The sequence below is a fragment of the Mycolicibacterium confluentis genome (assembly GCF_010729895.1).
GTDB lineage: Bacteria > Actinomycetota > Actinomycetes > Mycobacteriales > Mycobacteriaceae > Mycobacterium > Mycobacterium confluentis.
The window spans coordinates 2576132-2593753 of sequence record NZ_AP022612.1 but is presented as its reverse complement, the minus strand read 5'-3'; the positions used below and the strand labels follow the sequence as shown (position 1 = coordinate 2593753).

Genomic DNA, 17622 nt, shown 5'->3' with positions numbered 1-17622 from the left:
GGTCAGCGGGTCGGGGTGAGAGTGACGCTGAGGTTGTTCTCGATCTTGCCGCGGAACTCGTCCTCGCACTGTGCCTGTGCCGCCGCGTCGTTGCCCGCGTCGCGCATGCAGTCGACGAAGTCTCGGCCGCCGATGTCCAGGAACCAGTTGCCCGCCACCACCGCGACCACGATCACGACGATGCTCAACAGGGTGCCCAACGCGCCCAACACGATTCCGGACAGCGCCACACCGCCGTTGTCGGCCTCACCCCTGCGGACGCGACCGCGCGCCACGACACCGAGGATGATCGCGGTGATGCCCAGGATGATGCCACCGAGGATCGTCAGGGATGCGGGCAGCGAGATCAGGCCGACCACGAGCGCCGCGAGTCCCAGACCGTTCTTCATGCCCGTCGGCGACGGCCCATACCCCGAGTAGGGCTGCGGCGGAGCCGGCGGATACCCAGGGGCATAGCCCGGTGGTGGCGGGGGATAGCCGCCCGGCGGCGGGGGATAGCCGCCCGGCGGCGGAGGCGGGGGCGGCGGATAGCCGGAATCGGGCGAGGAGTCGGGCGAGTCCGACCCCGGTGGCTGAGTCATGAGTTGCGCTCCCCGTCGGTTCGACTTGCTGGACCGCCAGCCAGGGTACCCGTCGCCGGGCGTCCAGAGCCGCTTTGCAGCCTCAGACACACGGTGCCGATGTCGCTGGGGAGATGGTGCGTGGCCACCACCACCGTCCGGTGTTCGCCGATCAGATCGCCCGACAGCAGGGCCCGCAGCAGTGAGTCGGAAGCGGCTGCGTCGAGATGCTCGGTCGGTTCGTCGAGCAGCACGATCGGCGCGGTCGACAACAGCACTCGCGCCAGAAGCAGGCGCCTGCGCTGCCCCGCCGACAGCGCCTCGGGACCGCCCGTCAGCACGGTCGACAGCCCGTCCGGCAGGCGGCTCAGCCAGTCCCGCAGCCCCACCCGATCCAGGGCCGCAAGAAGTTCGGTGTCGGTGCAGTCACCGCGGACGACGAGCAGGTTGTCGCGAACGGTGGTGGCGAAGACGTGCGCATCCTCGGCGAAGAACACCACGTGGGCGCGAAGTTCGTCCTCGGCAAGCCGATCCAGCGGTATGCCACCGATGTCGACACGTCCCGAACGTGGTGCGAGCAGCCCGGCCAGTGTCATCAACACCGTGGTCTTCCCGCATCCGCTGGGCCCCAGCACGGTCATCCGGTCACCGGGCCGCAACACGAGGTCGACGTCGACGGTGTGCCCTCCGCCGGAATGCCCGGCAGTCGCCTGCGCGGTCAATGTCAGATCCGCTGTGGGGGCGATAAATTGCGTGTCGTCGACGTCAGAGGCCTCGGACGGGGTGAGGACCAGCAGGCGGCGCGCGGCGATGCGTGACCGGGTCAGCTGCACGGCCGCTGCCGGGAGCGCCGTCACGGCCTCGAACGACGACAGCGGCAGCAGCATCAGGATTGCCAGAGTGGTGGGCGCCAGCGTCGTCGACATCTCGATGCCGATCACCACGGCACCGAGCAGGCTGACGCCCATCGCGGCCGTGGGGATGGCCGCACCGATCGCCGCGGGGCGTGCGGCACGGTCCAGCGCGTGGCCCCAATTCCGCTGGCTCTCGGCGGCTTCGACGATGAGCCGAGGGAGCTGGCCACTGACCCGGAGTTCCGGTGCGTGGTCCAGGATGGTCATCGCCGTGATGTCGCGATCCGCGTGGTGGCCGCGGGCGGTGTGCTCCTGCGCTGCCGCACCGCGCGCGGACAACCACGGTGCGAGCACCCCGGACACCGCCAGGCAGACCGCGAGCACCAGACCTGCCGCCGGTGAGATCAACGCAAGGACCACCACCGCGGCCACCGACAGAACCGCGGCCACGGTGATCGGCAGGACCGCCCGGACCAGCGCATCGGAGAGTTCGTCGACGTCGTGGCCGACCCGGCCCACCAGATCACCTTCTGACAGGGTGGCGGGGACTTCGACCGGGCCTCGGGCCAGTCGCCGGTAGATCTGCACGCGGGCCGAACCCGCTGCGCGCAGGGCCGTGTCGTGCGATGCGAGGCGCTCACAGTAGCTCAGCACGCCGCGGGAGATGCCGAACGTCCGCACGGCGACCACGGCCACCGACAGGTCGAGGATGGGCGGCATCTGCCAAGCCCGGGTGATCAGCCAGGCCGACACGGCGGCCAGCGCCAGCGCACTGCCCAGCGACAGCACCCCGCAGAGGACGGCGAGGGCCAGACGCGGCATCCGAGGGCGCAACAGCCGCAGTCCCTGCACCAGGGGGTCAGACCGCAACACGGCCACTGACTTCCACGATGTCGTCGGCGATCGCGAGCACCGAATGCCGATGACCCACGATCACGACGGTGTCCCCGCGATGCGCGCGCTCGGAGATCGCCGCCAGCACACGGGCCTCGGTGTCCGGGTCGAGGTGTGCGGTGGGCTCATCGAACAGCAGGACCGGCGCGGATGAGCCGAGCGTGCGGGCCAGGCCGAGGCGCTGCCGCTGCCCCAGGGACAGGCCGACGCCGCCGCGGCCGAGCACTGTGGCGGTGCCGAGGGGGAGGTCGGCCAACACCTCGTCGAAACCCGCTGCGGTGCAGGCCTCGTCGAGGCGGGGGACAGGGCCGAACAACTGTAGGTTCTCCGCGACGGTGCCGGGCACCAGTACAGGCCGCTGTGCCAACCAGGACAGCTGCGCCCACCACGCCCGCGGATCCAGGTCGGCCACGTCCACCCCCTCGACGATGACCCGACCCGAGGTGGGCGGCGTCAGCCCCGCGATCACCTGCAGCGTTGTGGACTTCCCGGCGCCGTTGGGGCCGGTGAGCACCGTGACTCGACCCGGTGTGATCGTCGCCGTCAGATCATCCGGCCGAGCGCCGTCCCGGTCGACGACGCTCAGGTGCTCTAACGTCAGTGGGCTGCCGGCGGCACACACCGTCCGCGTACCGTGGGCCGGGCGCTGCGCTGTCGTGCCGATGAGCTCAAATGCCTTGTCGGCGGCGGCCTTACCGTCCTGAGCCGCGTGAAAGGCCACGCCGACGCGGCGCAGCGGCCAGAACACCTCCGGGGCCAGCAGGAGCGCGGTCAACCCGTCGGCCAGGGTCATTCCGCCGTAGACCAACCGCAGTCCGACGCTGACCGCCACCAGGGCGACACCGAGGGTCGCGAGCAGTTCCAGCACCAGCGACGACATGAACGCGATGCGCAGCGTCGACATCGCCGAACGCCGATGTGCCGCATTCAGATCCGCGATACGGCGTTCGGGTCCGTCGGCCCGGCCCAGCGCACGGAGCGTGGGAATGCCCGCGACGAGATCCAGCACACGGGCCTGCAGTGTGGTCATGGCCTGCAGTGCGGCGGCGGAGCGGTCGGCGGTCACCAGGCCGATCAACACCATGAACAGCGGGATCAGCGGCAGCGCGACCAGAACGATGCCTGCCGAGGCCACGTCGTAGCCGGCGATGACGGCGACCGCCGCCGGCGTGAGCAGCACGGCCAGCACCAACGCGGGCAGGTAGGAGGTGAAGTACGGTCGCAGACCGTCGAGTCCCCGCAGTACGACTGCCGCCGCGGCGTCGCGTTGCGCCGCCAGCGCACGCGGCGACGCCGATGTGACGGCGGTGAGCACCTGGGTGCTCAGATCGGCGATCGCTCCGCTGGCCTCACGCTGGCTGATCCGGGCCTGGGCCCACTGCGCCGATGTGCGCAGCGCCCACAGTCCGCCCAGCAGAAGCAGAGTCGACGTCCAGCGCGCAAAAGTCCGGGTCGCCGGATCGGTGATGACCGCCGCCACAAGGTGTGCGACGACGACAGCTGAGGCGATCGTGGCTGCGGCCGTCACCACACCGCAGCACACCGTGGCGAGGAGGAACCGGCGGACCGACGCGGAGGCGCGGGTCAAGCGGGGATCCAGCGGCCCCTTCGACGTGCGCGTCGAGCTGGTCAGGACACGCGCCTCGACAGCCCGATCGACGCCGGGATGCGATCGGCGGTGATGCGTTGCCGGAACACCCAATACGTCCACGCCTGGTAGATCATCACCAGCGGCGCGAAGATCGCGGCGGCCCATGTCATGACCTTGAGGGTGTACGGCGTCGACGACGCGTTGTAGATCGTCAGGCTCCACTCCGGGTCCAGAGTGGAGGGCAGCAGGTACGGGTACAGGTCGACGAAGAGCATCGAGACCACCGCGAAGACCACGACAGTGGTGGCGACAAAAGCCCATCCGTCGCGGGTGCCCCGGTGCAGCAGGAACACCGCGGTCAGCAGCGAGACGACGGCGAGACCGAGCAGAATCCAGGAACCGGGCTTGCCGTAGGCGAATTGGGTCCACAGGCCGAACACGGCCGCGATCACCACCACCGGGATGGTGAGTCGGCGGGCGATCGTCAGCGCGTTGTCGCGCACCTCACCCGCGGTCTTCAGCGCCAGGAACGCCGCGCCGTGCAGCAGGAACACGCCACACGTGGCCAACCCGCCGAGCAGCGTGTACGGGTTGATCACGTCGGTGAACGCCAGGTTCACGACCTGCTTGTCGGGCCCGACCGGCAGACCCCGCACCAGGATGGAAAAGGCTGCGCCCCACAGTATTGCCGGCACCCAGGACCCGACGGCGATGCCGATGTCGGCGCGCCTCCGCCAAATCGGGTCATCGATCTTGCCGCGCCACTCGATGGCGACGATCCGCAGGATCATGGCGAACAGGATCGCCAGCAGCGGCAGGTACAGCCCCGAGAACACCGTCGCGTACCAGCCCGGGAAGGCTGCGAACATGGCGCCGCCTGCCGTGATCAGCCAGACTTCGTTGCCGTCCCACACGGGGCCGATGGTGTTGAGCGCCGCGCGCCGGTGATTCTCCCGATCCGCGGGCGCAGCCATGGCGCCCAGTGGCGCCATCAGCATGCCGACGCCGAAGTCGAAGCCCTCGAGTATGAAGAACCCGAGGAACAGCACGGCGACTATGATGAACCAGAGTTCCTGAAGTCCCATGTCAGATCACCTCCTCAGTACGCGAACGACAGTGGGGCCACGTCGTCATCGCGGGGTGGGGTCGGTGGCGCGGGTTCGGAGTCGTGTTCCTGCGGTCCCTTGGCCACGTAGCGGCGCAGCAGCCCGAACCAGATGACGGCCAGCACGGCATAGGTCAGCGTGAAGGTGATCAGTGAGACCCACACCATGCCCGCGGAGTGGTTGGAGACGCCGTCCTGCACGGTGAGCCGAATCAGTTGATCGCCGGTGGGATTGGGTACGACGACCCATGGCTGGCGGCCCATCTCGGTGAACACCCATCCGGCCGTGCTGGCCAGGAACGGGGTCGGCAGGGTGACCAACGCGAAGTTGGAGAACCAGCGCTGGTGCGGGGTGCGTCCGCGCCGGGTCAGCCACAGCGCGGTCAATGCGAACAGCATCGGAAACGCCAGGAAGCCGATCATCGCGCGGAAGGACCAGTAGGTGACGAACAGGTTGGGCCGGTAGTTGCCGGGGCCGAACTTCTCCTCGGCGGCGAGCTGCAGGTCCTCGACGCCCTGCAGAGTGACTCCGCTGAACTTGCTCTCGGCCAGGAACGGCAGTACGTAGGGCACTTCGAGCACGCGGACGATGCTGTCGCAGTTGTTGTGGGTTCCCACGGTGAGGACCGAGAACATCGGGTCGGTCTCGGTGTGGCACAACGACTCCGCGGAGGCCATCTTCATGGGCTGCTGCTCGAACATGAGCTTGCCCTGGATGTCGCCGGTCCAGAACAGTCCGGCCGCGGCCACCAGGGCCACCCAGCAGCCCAGAATCGTGGCGGGCCGGAACATGTGCGCGTTGTCGGCGCCAGAAGTGTCGGCGCGAGAAGTGTCCGACTCCGCCTCAGGTGCCTGTGGGCGGCGATTGTTGCGCACCATCCACCACGCGCACACACACGCCACGAAGACCGAGGCGGTCAGGAAGGAGGCCGCCACAGCGTGCATGAACGCCCAGATCGCGGTGTTGTTGGTGAACAGCGCGACGATGCTCTGCAACTCGGCCCGGCCGGTCTCCGGGTTGAACTGCGCGCCGACAGGATGCTGCATGAACGAGTTGGCGGAGATGATGAAGAACGCCGACATGTTGACCGCGATCGCCACGATCCAGATGCAGGCCAGGTGCACGGCCCGCGGCAGTCGGGTCCACCCGAAGATCCACAGGCCGATGAAGGTGGACTCGAAGAAGAACGCGACCAGGCCCTCCATGGCCAGCGGTGCGCCGAAGATGTCTCCCACGAACCGTGAGTACTCGCTCCAGTTCATTCCGAACTGGAACTCCTGCACGATGCCGGTCGCCACGCCGATCGCGAAGTTGATCAGGAACAGCTTGCCGAAAAACCGTGTCAGCCGGTACCACTCGGGTCGCCCAGTGACGTGCCAGATCGTCTGCATCACCGCGATGAGCGGCGCCAGTCCGATGGTCAGCGGTACGAAGATGAAGTGGTAGACGGTGGTGATACCGAACTGCCACCGCGATACGTCCAATGCATCCATGTGGACCAACTCCCGAGCTGCGGGTTCTTATTACTACGGATTGTAGTAGTAGCGCGCCGGTGGAACCAGGGTGACGTGCGTTGCAGTTCGTCTTCAGTAGCTGGTGAGCACTTTGGTGGCCGTACGGATGCGCAGGGCCGCCACGATCTCGAAGACTCCGAGCACGATCAGCCAGATGCCCACCACCTGGAACAGTGTGACAAGAGAGAGTCCGGGCCACACCAGCATCACGATGCCGGCCACCAGGCTCACGACGCCGAAGAAGATCTCCCAACCGCGGGCCGGCAGCGTCTTGTCGCTGATGGCCGAGATGGTGGTGGAGATTCCGCGGAAGACGAATCCGATGCCGATCCAGATCGCCAGCAGCAGGATCGAGTCCTGCAGGCTCAGGAAACACAGCACCGCCAGGACCAGCGACGCGAGGCCGCTGATCAGCAGGAGGGCGCGTTGTGCGCCGGAAATCCGCAGACTGAAGGCGAACACCACCTGCATGAGGCCGCTGACCAGCAGGTACGCACCGAAGAAGATGGCAGCCACGATGATGGTCTTGCCGGGCCACGCCAGCGCCAGCACACCGAGGATCAGGGCAAGGATGCCCGAGATCAGCGTCGTCTTCCAGAGGTGCGGCAACAGGCTTGGGGCAGTGGTGGTTTGCCCGACGTCGTCCACGCTTTTCTCCATGTCGAAAGTGTGTCACACCCACCGCAGCCGACAGGGCATTTGAGGGAGCAATCGAAGTGGCGAATGTTGACCCGTGAAACAGGCCTGATCGTTAATGTTCCGTTACCGACAGTGCGCTCCAGGGCTCGGATGGATAACGTGCTCTGCTTGGGCGAGGGCTGACGGCCGAAGACTGCGGGAATCGACTGCGCGGCCCCTGCGCAGAATGAGCCCGACAGAGCACAGAAAGAGATCAACGTGGAAGCAGTAATGCAAAACCGTCGGGTGAGTGCACGCTGGTGGCGCCGCGCAGCCATCGTTGCCGCGGCGAGCGTGTTCGCGCTGTCAGGCTGCGCCAGCGGAGGTGAGTCGTCGTCCGAGTCGGCCACCTCAGAGGCCGGCTCGGCGACCAAGGTCGACGACATCGCCAACACGGTGCCCGAGGACATCAAGGCTTCCGGCAAGCTCGTCGTCGGGGTCAACATCCCCTACAAGCCCAACGAGTTCAAGGACGAGAGCGGCAAGATCGTCGGGTTCGACGTCGACCTGATGAACGCGATCGCCGCGACGCTCGGCCTCACCCCCGAGTACCGCGAAGCCGACTTCGCGAAGATCATCCCCTCGATCCAGGGCGGCACCTACAACGTCGGCATGTCGTCGTTCACCGACACCAAGGAACGCGAGAACACCGTCGACTTCGTGACCTACTTCTCGGCAGGCACGCAGTGGGCGCAGCGCCCGGGCACGCCGATCGACCCCAATGACGCGTGCGGCAAGCGTGTCGCGGTGCAGGCCACCACGTATCAGGAGACCGACGAACTGCCCGCCAAGAGCAAGGCGTGCACGGACGCAGGCAAGCCCGCGATCAACATCGTGCCGTTCGACGGTCAGGACGCCGCCACCAACGCGGTGATCCTCGGCCAGACCGACGCGATGTCGGCCGATTCGCCCGTGACGGCCTATGCGATCAAGGAGACCAACGGCAAGCTCGAGGCGGCTGGCGAGGTCTTCGACGCGGCCCCGTACGGTTGGCCCGTCGCGAAGGGTTCGGCCCTGGCCGCTGCCCTGCAGAAGGCGCTCGAGCACCTCATCGAGAACGGCGAGTACAAGGCCATCGCCACCAAGTGGGGTGTCGAAGAGGGAATGATCGACAAGCCGGTGATCAACGGCGCGATCAGCTGATCACACGGATCGCACCATGACTACAGACGTTTCGTCGCCACCTGCTGCCATCGACGCGGTCCCGCTACGGCATCCCTGGCGGTGGGTGACGGCGATCGTCATCCTGGTGCTGGCCGCCCTCTTCCTCTACGGGGCTGCCACCAACCCGGCCTACCGGTGGTCCACCTACTTCGAGTACCTGTTCAATGAGCGGGTCCTGACGGTCGGCCTGCTCAACACGCTTCAGCTGACGGTCTATTCGATGGTCATCGCCATCGCCCTGGGCGTGCTGATCGCCGTGATGCGGCTGTCGCCGAATCCCGTGCTCCGCTGGGTGGCCTGGATGTACCTGTGGATCTTCCGCGGCACCCCGATCTACGTGCAACTGGTGTTCTGGGGTCTGCTGCCGACCATCTACCAGAACATCCAGCTGGGAGTGCCGTTCGGGCCGTCACTGCTGCAGGTCAACCTGCAGGCACTGTCCATCCCGTTCCTGCTCGCGATCGTTGGCCTGGCGCTCAACGAGGCGGCCTACATGGCCGAGATCATCCGCGCGGGAATCAATTCCGTGCCCGAGGGGCAGTTGGAGGCCTCCACGGCGCTCGGCATGTCGTGGGGTATGGCGATGCGGCGCACGGTGCTGCCGCAGGCGATGCGGGTCATCATTCCGCCGACAGGCAACGAAGTGATCAGCATGCTCAAGACCACGTCGTTGGTCACCGCGGTGCCGTTCACGCTCGACCTCTACGGCATCACGTCCCGGGAGATCGCCGCGCGCACATTCGAACCGGTCCCGCTGCTGCTGGTCGCCGCGACGTGGTACCTGGTGGTCACGAGCATCCTGATGGTCGGCCAGTACTACCTCGAGCGGTATTACTCGCGGGGGGCGTCGCGCAAGTTGACCACCAAACAGCTTGAGGCACTGGCCAAAGCTCAGCTTGAGACTCCGGGAGAGTGACATGACACCGATGGTCAAGGCTGAGTCGGTCTGCAAGGACTTCGGCGCACTCAAGGTCCTCAAGGGCATCACCCTGGAGGTCCAGAAGGGGCAGGTGCTGGTCCTGGTCGGTCCGTCCGGGTCGGGCAAATCGACGTTCCTGCGGTGCATCAACCATCTCGAGAACGTCAACGCGGGGCGACTCTACGTCGACGGCGAGTTGGTGGGCTACCACGAACGCGGCGGGAAACTGCACGAGATGAAACCGCGCGAGGTCGCGCGGCAACGTCGCGACGTCGGCATGGTGTTCCAGCACTTCAACCTGTTTCCGCACCGCACGGCGCTGGAGAACATCATCGAGGCGCCCATCCAGGTCAAAAGGGTCAAGAAGCGGGAGGCGCACGACCGAGGCCGCGATCTGCTCAAGCAGGTCGGCCTGGCCGAGAAGGCGGACGCGTATCCGGCTCAGCTGTCGGGCGGTCAGCAGCAGCGCGTCGCCATCGCGCGTGCGCTCGCGATGAACCCCAAGCTCATGCTGTTCGACGAGCCGACGTCGGCGCTCGACCCCGAACTGGTCGGCGAGGTGCTGGCAGTCATGAAAAAGCTTGCTGCCGAAGGTATGACGATGGTCGTCGTGACCCATGAGATGGGATTCGCGCGCGAGGTCGCCGACGAGCTGGTGTTCATGGACGCCGGCGTCGTCGTCGAACGCGGTGCCCCGCGTGAGCTGCTCAGCAACCCCCAGCACGAACGCACCCGAACTTTCCTGTCAAAGGTGATGTAACCTCAGTCAACTTGGGACGGGGGGCGCCGGGGCGCCTGGGAGCAGACGGTGGATACAGGGTCTTCGGGGTCTTCGCAGCGGTTCGGACACTACGAACTACTTGAGCTGCTTGGTCGTGGCGGCATGGGCGAGGTGTACCGCGCCCGTGACACCAAGACCGATCGCGTGGTCGCGCTCAAGCTGCTGCCGCCGCATCTGGCCCAGGACGCCGTCTTTCAGCAGCGTTTCCGGCGCGAGGCGCACGCCGCGGCGGGCGTCAACGATCCGCACGTGGTCCCCATCCACAGCTACGGCGAGATCGACGGCCGACTGTATCTGGACATGCGCCTGGTCGAGGGGCTCAACCTCGGGGACATCCTGGCGCGGCGGGACAAGCCCCTGGGCACCGAACTCGCGGCCGTGGTGGTCGAGCAGGTCGCCTCGGCGCTCGATGCCGCACATGCCGCCGGCCTGGTGCACCGCGACGTCAAACCGTCGAACATCCTGATCTCCGAGAGTGAGTTCGTCTACCTCATCGACTTCGGGCTGGCTCGGGCCACCACCGAACCGGGCGTCACGACGACCGGCAACACTCTGGGCACCCTGGCGTATATGGCGCCCGAGCGGTTCAGCGGTGGCCTGAGTGACCCCCGTTCGGACATCTACGCGCTGGCCTGTGTGCTCTACGAGTGTCTTACGGGCAGCAGGCCTTATCCGAGCGACAGCCTGGAACAGCAGATCGCCGGGCACATGGTGAATCCGCCGCCGTGCCCCTCCGATGCGGATCCCGCCCTGGTGGCCTTCGACGAGGTCATCGAGAAGGGCATGGCCAAGGATCCGGAGCGCCGCTATCAGACCGCGTCCGAGTTGGCCGCTGCCACTCGCAGGGCGGTGGAACGGCCCCGAATCCGCGCCGATCGCAGGAACACCGGCAGATCAGCGCACCGTGCCACGGTCCGGAGGCCGTCGATTCGCCGTCGGCTTGCCGTAGTCGGCGCGGTCGTCGCCCTGGTGGCCTCGGTGTCCACGCTGGCGGCCTGGCAGCTGCGCTCCGGTCACGACGAGCGCACCCGGACCGCGAGCGTGTCGGAGAGCACCGCGACCGTCCCGCAGGCGGCACCCGCGGGTGCAGTCCCGGCGATCGCGGACACCGTGCCGCCGGAGATCCGCGCCACCGGCCGTCTCGTCATCGGGGTCAACGTGCCGTACGCGCCGAACGAGTTCCGCGACTCCTACGGCGAACTGGTGGGATTCGATGTCGACCTGATGAATGCCGTGGCCCGCACGGTGGGGTTGACGCCGGACTTCCGCGAAACGGCGTTCGAGAGCATCCTCGGGTCGGTGCAGTCCGGCAGCTTCAATGTCGGGATGTCCTCGGTGACCGACACCCGGGAACGTCAGGAGATCGTCGACTTCGTGGACTACTTCGAAGCAGGCACGCTGTGGGCGCAACGTCCCGGCGTCCACGTCGATCCCAACGACGCGTGCGGCCTGCGGGTCGGGGTGGCCTACGCCGTGATTCAGGAGACTGAGGAGATCCCGGCCAAGAGCGCGGCCTGCATCGCGGCCGGACGGCCGCCCATCGATAAGGTCGTCTACACCCGGCAGGACGATCTGACCGCTGCGCTCATCGCCGGTGAGGTCGACGCGATGTCCGCCGACTCTCCGGTCACCGGATTCGCCGTCAAGACCAGCGGCGGCGCGATCGAGGTCACGGGGGAGGTGTTCGACGCCGGCCTCTACGGGTGGGCCGTCGCGAAGGGTTCGGGCCTGACCGAGTCGCTCCGCCAGGCTCTCGCACACCTGATCAGCACGGGCGAATACCGGACCATCGCGACCATGTGGGGTGTCGAACGAGGGATGATCGACGAGCCGATCATCAACGGGGCGGCCAGGTGAGCGCTGCTGCGCCGCCCCTCCACGATCCCACCGCGCCGATGTGGCGCGCTGCCCAGATCTTCCGCCTGCTGAGTTTCGTCTACGCGGCCGGATTTGAGATCGCCTCGGTCGATGAACTCGAGCGTCCGGTACTGGGCTGGGTGCTGTTCGGCGTGCTGTCGGCGTGGACCCTGGCCTGCGCGGTGGCCTACGTGCAGGGCTTCGGTCGCCGGCCCGCCTGGGTGCTCGCCGAATTCGTCGTGGTCGCAGGATTGATCTGGTCCACCCACCTTGTGGCCTCGGCGGAGTGGATCGCGGACAACCAGTCCTGGCCCACCACGCTGTGGGCCACCAATGTCACGATTTCGGCGGCGATCCTGCGCGGACCCATCTTCGGCATGCTGGCCGGGTGCGCGATGATGGCGGTCTACGGTGCGTTGAAGGGTTACGTCAGCATTGATCTGGCCAGCAACGCGACGATCATCATCGAACTCGCGGTCGGCCTCGCGGTCGGCATGGCAGCGCAGACGGCGCGGCGAGCGCACGCCGAACTCGAACGGGCCGTGCGGATGTCGGCGGCGGTGGCCGAACGCGAGCGGTTGGCGCGCCAGGTGCACGACGGAGTCATCCAGGTGCTCGCGCTGGTGGCCAAGCGCGGGCGCGAGATCGGCGGCCCCACGACCGAACTCGCGGTGCTCGCCGGCGAGCAGGAGCGTGCGCTGCGCCGACTGGTGAGCACTGAGGAAGTCCCCGGCAGTGCGGACACCGGGCTGGTGGACCTGCGCGTGACGTTGAATCGTTTTGCGGCCGAACGGGTTGTCGTGAGCGTTCCCGCCACCACGGTGCCACTGGCGGCCGGGGTCGTCGCCGAGATCGGCGCCGCGGTCGGCAACGTGCTCGACAACGTGGCCGCGCACGCCGGTCCGGGTGCGACGGCGTATGTCCTCCTCGAGGACCTCGGTGACCGCGTCATCGTGAGTGTGCGGGACGACGGCGTCGGAATCGCGCCCGGCCGGCTCCAGCAGGCCGAAGCCGAAGGGCGGATGGGCATATCGCAGTCCATCGTCAGGCGACTGCAGGCCGTGGGAGGCACCGCGGACTTGACCACCGAGGTCGGTGGGGGTGTGGAATGGGAGTTGACGGTGCCGCGGGGTGCTGACGGACAGGGGTGAGTTTCGTGGCTGACAGTCCGACGGTGATGGTCGTCGACGACCACCCGATCTGGCGCGACGCGGTCGCGCGCGACCTCGCCGACGACGGGTTCGAGGTGGTGGCCACCGCGGACGGTGTCGCTTCCGCGCGTCGTCGCGCCGCGGTGGTGCGCCCCGATGTGGTCTTGATGGACATGCACCTGCCCGACGGCGACGGGGCCGCGGCGACGGTGGGCGTACTCGAGGTGTCGCCGTCGAGTCGGGTGCTCGTGCTGTCGGCCTCGGGGGAGCGCGAGGACGTCCTGCAGGCGGTCAAGGCCGGGGCGACGGGATACCTGGTGAAGAGCGCGTCACGAACCGAACTCGCCGACGCGGTGCGCGCCACCGCGCAGGGTCGCGCGGTGTTCACCCCGAGCCTGGCGGGCCTGGTACTGGGGGAGTATCGCCGTATCGCGCTGGGGCCCAAGGCAGGCGACAGCGGTCCCACGCTCACCGAACGGGAGACCGAGGTGCTGCGACATGTCGCAAAAGGGTTGACCGCCAAGCAGATTGCGGCCAAGCTGTCGGTCAGCCACCGCACCGTCGAGAACCACGTCCAGGCCACGTTCCGCAAACTGCAGTTGGCCAATCGCGTGGAGTTGACCCGGTACGCGATCGAGCACGGTCTCGACAAGGAACCCTGAAAACCCGGTAGTCCTACTCATCCGCTGCCCGCGTTGTGGCGGCCAGGATGGAGCGATGACTGCACCGCATCAGGATGCCCTGCAACGGCTGTCCGTCGAACTCGATCAGTTGTCGCAGCACATGGCCGCCGTGTCGGTCCAGTTCAGGGAACTCGGTTCGGCAGTTCCTGCGCAGGTGGCTCCGGCCATGGCGCCCCCGCCAGTGCCCGTCATGGCACCGCTGCCTCCGCCGCCGCCGATGCCCCAACCCCTTCCGCCGCAACCCATGGTGATGCCGCCCTACGTGCCCGCACCGCCGCGGCAGAAGCTCTCGGCACGGTTGCAGCGCGACGAGGACCAGAACTGGATCGGCAAGCTGCTCGCAATCGCAGGGGTCGCCGTGACTCTCGTCGGCGTCGTGCTGCTTCTGGTGCTGGCGGCGCAGGCCGGGATCCTGCGTCCCGAGATTCGTGTCGCGGCAGGCGCGCTCCTGGCGGCGGGACTGGTCGGGATCGGAATCCGACTGCAGGACAGGCCAGGTGGACAGGTCGGTGGTGTCGCTCTGACCGCCACGGGCATCGCCGCGGCCTATATGGACGTCATCGCGATCACCACGATCTACGGTTGGCTCCCACCCGCGCTCGGGTTGGTGACTGCTGCGGCGATCGGAGGCGGGGGGCTGACCCTGGCGCGGCGATGGAACTCTCAGCAGCTGGCGCTGCTCGTCCTGGTGCCCCTGGTCGTGCTGGCGCCGATCGTCGCCGATGGGGTCACGTTGCTGCTGATCGGATTCATGACCGCGTTGTCCGCGGCGGCACTGCCCGCGCAACTGGGCCGGGACTGGATGTGGATGCACGCCGCGCGCACGGCCGGAGTCACGCTGCCCTTGCTGGTGGCTCTGTTCATCACGAGCGTGTCCGGGGATCTGGACGACGCCTGGCTGTTGGGAGGCGCATGTGCCGTCGCGGCGCTGTTGGCCGTGGTGTCCACGATCGTGTTGTTGCCGACCTCCACCCGTTCGACCGCGATGGGACTGCTCACGGTGGTCGGCGTGCTCCCCGCGTTGGCCGCGGGCGTCGCGGTGCCTCGAGTGCCGGCCGTGCTGATGGCTGCCGCCGTCGCCGCGGGCATGCTGGCGCTGAGCGTGTCGGGACGCAGGATCGCCGGCGTCGTCGCTCCCGTCGTCGTGATCTGGTCGGCATTGTCGGCCTTCGCCGCGCTGATCGCGGTGACCGAGGCCTTCGACGGCGAGGTCGAAGCGCCTGCGCTGCTCGGATTGGCGCTGGTGGTCACGCTGGCCGGTCGCCGCAGTCGCACCGCGAAATGGATCGGCCTGGCGTTCGCGGCCGTCGGAGGTCTGGCGTTCCTCGCCTATGCGCCGCCCGTCTACCTGCTCGAGGGCACCGAACTCGCTGTGTCGCTGTCGGTCTCGAACCTCGCCGCGAGCGCGCTGGCGATCGCGTGCGCGGGTGCGATCGTCTACACGTGGGCCGGAAGTGCCGACCTCGCGGGTGACGGTGTGCGCGTGCTGTCGATCGGCGCGGGACTCGTGGCGCTCTATTCCGTCACGATGTTCACCGTGACGGCCGGTGTGCTGATCGGCGGTGTCGGTGGTGGGTTCCTGGCCGGGCACATGGCGGCCACGATCTGCTGGATCGGTGCTGCCGCAGCGCTTCTGGTCGCCGCGCGGCGCGTGACTGACCCGCAGCGGCGGACCGCGCCGATCATCGGCGGACTGGCGTTGACGGCGGCGGCCACCACGAAGCTGTTCCTGTTCGACCTCGGGACCCTGGACGGCATGTTCCGTGTCGCGGCGTTCATCGTGGTCGGTCTGGTGCTGCTCGGAATGGGCACCGGGTACGCGCGAAGCCTGGCGCAGCGCGATGAGGCGCGCACCGCGTGAGGTTTCAGGGCTGAGGCCGGGCCCGCAACGCGTCGACGACCAAGTCCAGCAGGTGCGGCACCCGGTCGTCGACGCGGGTGTCGAGTCGCCACAGGAAGCTGACCAGTGGCAGCACGTCCTCGGGGTGCACATCACCCCGCAGCGTTCTGGTGCTCTGGCCCGCGGTCAGAAGCTGGCCGATCGCGTCGAGGATGCGGTCGTACTGCTCGTGATGAAGGTCATCGCGCGTTGCGGCGTCCAGGACATGGGACAGCGCGTGCTTCCTCCGGCCGAACGCGGCCAAGATGTCCAGCCATGCCCGCAGGGCGGCGTCGGGATCGTGTCGCCGCAGCAGGTCTGCCGACGCCTCGACGAGGTGCTCGAAGTCGTCTCGGTAGACCTCGGCCAGCAACACCTCGCGGGTCGGGAAGTGCCGATACAGCGTGGCCTGCCCGACGCCTGCGGCCGCGGCGATGGACTGGAGTGTGGCGTCGGGTTCGACGTCGAGGGCGGCGCTGGCGACCTCGAGGATGCGCGCTCGATTCTGCCGCGCGTCGGCGCGGCGCGGAGTGGACCTGTCGCCGGCAGGCGAAACGGACATATGTCCGGTAACCTTTCGAGTAGATGCGGACAACTGTCCGTTTATTCTATCCGGGGGGAGGACGATGACGGGCATCAAGGGTAAAACGGTGGCCATCACCGGCGCGTCGAGCGGAATCGGTGCCGCCACCGCCATCCATCTCGCGGCCCGCGGCGCGGCCGTCGTCCTCGGTGCGCGCCGCACTGACCGCCTCGATGACGTGGTGCAGCGCATCACTGATTCCGGTGGGGCGGCGGTCGCAGTGTGCACTGATGTGCGGCGGCGGGGCGATGTCGAGCATCTCGTCGGTGCCGCCAGACGGCGTTTCGGCCGTCTCGACGTGCTGTTCTCGAACGCCGGCAGTATGGCGGTCTCCGCTTTCGACGACCTGCGCGTGGACGACTGGCAGCAGATGATCGACGTGAACCTGACCGGCGTGCTGAACGGCATCAGCGCGGCCCTGCCGGTGTTCCGTGCGCAGGGATCGGGCCACTTCATCCACACCGCGTCCACGGCGGCCCATCGGATCGTCGCCACCCAGGGTGCGTACGCCGCGACCAAGGCCGCGGTTCGGGTGGTGTCCGAAGCGCTCCGACAGGAGGCTGGCCCGGACCTGCGTGTGACGGTCATATCCCCGGGCCTGACGGACACCGAGGGAGTTGGCAAAGGCGCGAGTCCCGACGTCGCGCGGCAACTCAGTGCACTCCGCGCCGACCTCGCCATGCCATCGGACGCGGTGGCCCGGGCCGTCGCATTCGCCATCGAACAACCGGAAGGCGTCGACGTGGGCGAGATCGTGGTGCGTCCCACCGCGCAATCCTGACCCCGGGCCGCAGCCGCAGAAACGTGACGCGCTCGACAGTGCGCGTCGGAATTCCTTCTGTTACCCCGCGTTACACCTATCGAAACGTCGAAGTGCAGGAGAGAGGGGTTCCCACCATGAGCGCAGCAGTGCGAAACCAACGGCGTGAAGCCGACGAGATCACCGGCTTCGTCCCGTCCGCCGAGTTCTTCGACAACCTGCAGAAGGTCCTCGTCGACCTGATCGAGTTGCACCTGCAGGGCAAGCAGGCGCACTGGAACGTCGTCGGAACCAACTTCCGTGATCTGCACCTGCAGTTGGACGAACTCGTGGACTTCGCCCGCGAGGGCAGTGACACCATCGCCGAGCGGATGCGCGCCTTCTACGGCACGCCGGACGGGAGGTCCGACACCGTCGCGGCCACCACCAGCCTTCCGCAGTTCCCGCCGTTCGAGCAGAGCAGCAGCGAAGTGGTGGACCTGATCACCACCCGCATTCAGGCGGCCGTGGACACCATGCGCGTCGTGCACGACGCCGTCGACAGCGAGGATCCCACCACGGCGGACATCCTCCACCAGCTGATCGACGGCCTCGAGAAGCACGCCTGGTTGATCAGTTCGGAGAACCGCAAGGTCTGATCTCCGCGCT

16 protein-coding genes are annotated in these 17622 nt (G+C 67.7%); 9 read left to right on the top strand and 7 right to left on the bottom strand.

The window, feature by feature from the left end; all coding sequences use genetic code 11:
- Positions 1-2: 2 nt before the first annotated feature.
- The 6 genes from G6N34_RS12045 to G6N34_RS12020 all read right to left on the bottom strand — a co-directional run bounded on the left by G6N34_RS12045 (position 3) and on the right by G6N34_RS12020 (position 7179).
- The gene (locus G6N34_RS12045) at positions 3-581 is read right to left on the bottom strand and encodes a DUF4190 domain-containing protein (RefSeq protein ID WP_085151152.1); all 579 of its coding nucleotides are present in this window, start codon (positions 579-581) and stop codon (positions 3-5) included.
- Complete coding sequence (gene cydC, locus G6N34_RS12040; protein ID WP_407663269.1) at positions 578-2287, bottom strand: thiol reductant ABC exporter subunit CydC; 1710 nt, start codon at positions 2285-2287, stop codon at positions 578-580. Before cydC ends, G6N34_RS12045 begins: the two co-directional genes overlap by 4 nt.
- Entirely contained in the window at positions 2274-3851 is a 1578-nt protein-coding gene (gene cydD / locus G6N34_RS12035) for a thiol reductant ABC exporter subunit CydD (RefSeq protein ID WP_234812838.1), read from the bottom strand. Before cydD ends, cydC begins: the two co-directional genes overlap by 14 nt.
- Before the next feature lie 86 nt (positions 3852-3937).
- On the bottom strand, positions 3938-4984 hold the full coding sequence (cydB, locus tag G6N34_RS12030) for a cytochrome d ubiquinol oxidase subunit II (protein ID WP_085151151.1): 1047 nt from the start codon (positions 4982-4984) through the stop codon (positions 3938-3940).
- A gap of 14 nt (positions 4985-4998) precedes the next feature.
- Entirely contained in the window at positions 4999-6498 is a 1500-nt protein-coding gene (locus G6N34_RS12025) for a cytochrome ubiquinol oxidase subunit I (protein ID WP_085151150.1), read from the bottom strand.
- A gap of 93 nt (positions 6499-6591) precedes the next feature.
- Positions 6592-7179, bottom strand: coding sequence for an HdeD family acid-resistance protein (locus G6N34_RS12020; RefSeq protein WP_085151149.1), 588 nt, complete (start codon positions 7177-7179; stop codon positions 6592-6594).
- A gap of 249 nt (positions 7180-7428) precedes the next feature.
- Here G6N34_RS12020 and G6N34_RS12015 point away from each other — a divergent pair, with 249 nt between their 5' ends.
- The 7 genes from G6N34_RS12015 (at position 7429) to G6N34_RS11985 (ending at position 15613) form a co-directional block, all read left to right on the top strand.
- Positions 7429-8340 carry an ABC transporter substrate-binding protein gene (locus G6N34_RS12015; protein ID WP_085151148.1) on the top strand — a complete coding sequence of 304 codons (912 nt, stop codon included), beginning with the start codon at positions 7429-7431 and terminating at the stop codon, positions 8338-8340.
- Between the two features lie 16 nt (positions 8341-8356).
- Positions 8357-9277, top strand: coding sequence for an amino acid ABC transporter permease (locus G6N34_RS12010; RefSeq protein WP_085151147.1), 921 nt, complete (start codon positions 8357-8359; stop codon positions 9275-9277).
- Between the two features lies 1 nt (position 9278).
- Positions 9279-10040: an amino acid ABC transporter ATP-binding protein gene (locus tag G6N34_RS12005; RefSeq protein ID WP_085151146.1), complete on the top strand. Its 762-nt coding sequence runs from the start codon at positions 9279-9281 to the stop codon at positions 10038-10040.
- Positions 10041-10163: 123 nt separating this feature from the next.
- A complete protein-coding gene (stpK7, locus tag G6N34_RS12000; protein WP_085151145.1) occupies positions 10164-11918 on the top strand; it encodes a serine/threonine protein kinase StpK7 in 1755 nt (584 codons plus the stop codon).
- On the top strand, positions 11915-13069 hold the full coding sequence (gene macS / locus G6N34_RS11995; protein ID WP_407663224.1) for a MacS family sensor histidine kinase: 1155 nt from the start codon (positions 11915-11917) through the stop codon (positions 13067-13069). Before stpK7 ends, macS begins: the two co-directional genes overlap by 4 nt.
- Before the next feature lie 26 nt (positions 13070-13095).
- Positions 13096-13731, top strand: a complete 636-nt coding sequence (locus G6N34_RS11990) for a response regulator (protein ID WP_085151237.1) — start codon at positions 13096-13098, stop codon at positions 13729-13731.
- Between the two features lie 55 nt (positions 13732-13786).
- On the top strand, positions 13787-15613 hold the full coding sequence (locus G6N34_RS11985; RefSeq protein ID WP_085151144.1) for a DUF2339 domain-containing protein: 1827 nt from the start codon (positions 13787-13789) through the stop codon (positions 15611-15613).
- Between the two features lie 4 nt (positions 15614-15617).
- Here G6N34_RS11985 and G6N34_RS11980 read toward each other — a convergent pair whose 3' ends face one another.
- Entirely contained in the window at positions 15618-16193 is a 576-nt protein-coding gene (locus G6N34_RS11980) for a TetR/AcrR family transcriptional regulator (protein WP_085151143.1), read from the bottom strand.
- A 64-nt stretch (positions 16194-16257) separates the two neighbouring features.
- Between G6N34_RS11980 and G6N34_RS11975 the strand changes: the two genes are divergently transcribed.
- Both G6N34_RS11975 and G6N34_RS11970 read left to right on the top strand, forming a co-directional pair.
- Complete coding sequence (locus G6N34_RS11975) at positions 16258-16995, top strand: SDR family oxidoreductase (RefSeq protein ID WP_085151142.1); 738 nt, start codon at positions 16258-16260, stop codon at positions 16993-16995.
- Between the two features lie 116 nt (positions 16996-17111).
- Positions 17112-17612 (top strand): Dps family protein, encoded by a 501-nt coding sequence (locus G6N34_RS11970; protein ID WP_085151141.1) that lies wholly within the window; start codon positions 17112-17114, stop codon positions 17610-17612.
- Positions 17613-17622 lie beyond the last annotated feature (10 nt).

What these genes read in the sequence shown, in the direction of transcription:
- stpK7 (WP_085151145.1), top strand. Translation starts at nt 10,164, where the DNA reads ATGGGCGAGGTGTACCGCGCCCGTGACACCAAGACCGATCGCGTGGTC.
- G6N34_RS12015 (WP_085151148.1), top strand. Translation starts at nt 7,429, where the DNA reads ATGCAAAACCGTCGGGTGAGTGCACGCTGGTGGCGCCGCGCAGCCATC.
- G6N34_RS11990 (WP_085151237.1), top strand. Translation starts at nt 13,096, where the DNA reads ATGGTCGTCGACGACCACCCGATCTGGCGCGACGCGGTCGCGCGCGAC.
- G6N34_RS11975 (WP_085151142.1), top strand. Translation starts at nt 16,258, where the DNA reads ATGACGGGCATCAAGGGTAAAACGGTGGCCATCACCGGCGCGTCGAGC.
- G6N34_RS11980 (WP_085151143.1), bottom strand. Translation starts at nt 16,193, where the DNA reads ATGTCCGTTTCGCCTGCCGGCGACAGGTCCACTCCGCGCCGCGCCGAC.
- G6N34_RS11970 (WP_085151141.1), top strand. Translation starts at nt 17,112, where the DNA reads ATGAGCGCAGCAGTGCGAAACCAACGGCGTGAAGCCGACGAGATCACC.
- G6N34_RS12005 (WP_085151146.1), top strand. Translation starts at nt 9,279, where the DNA reads ATGACACCGATGGTCAAGGCTGAGTCGGTCTGCAAGGACTTCGGCGCA.
- G6N34_RS12025 (WP_085151150.1), bottom strand. Translation starts at nt 6,498, where the DNA reads ATGGATGCATTGGACGTATCGCGGTGGCAGTTCGGTATCACCACCGTC.
- G6N34_RS12045 (WP_085151152.1), bottom strand. Translation starts at nt 581, where the DNA reads ATGACTCAGCCACCGGGGTCGGACTCGCCCGACTCCTCGCCCGATTCC.
- G6N34_RS12020 (WP_085151149.1), bottom strand. Translation starts at nt 7,179, where the DNA reads ATGGAGAAAAGCGTGGACGACGTCGGGCAAACCACCACTGCCCCAAGC.
- G6N34_RS12010 (WP_085151147.1), top strand. Translation starts at nt 8,357, where the DNA reads ATGACTACAGACGTTTCGTCGCCACCTGCTGCCATCGACGCGGTCCCG.
- G6N34_RS11985 (WP_085151144.1), top strand. Translation starts at nt 13,787, where the DNA reads ATGACTGCACCGCATCAGGATGCCCTGCAACGGCTGTCCGTCGAACTC.
- cydB (WP_085151151.1), bottom strand. Translation starts at nt 4,984, where the DNA reads ATGGGACTTCAGGAACTCTGGTTCATCATAGTCGCCGTGCTGTTCCTC.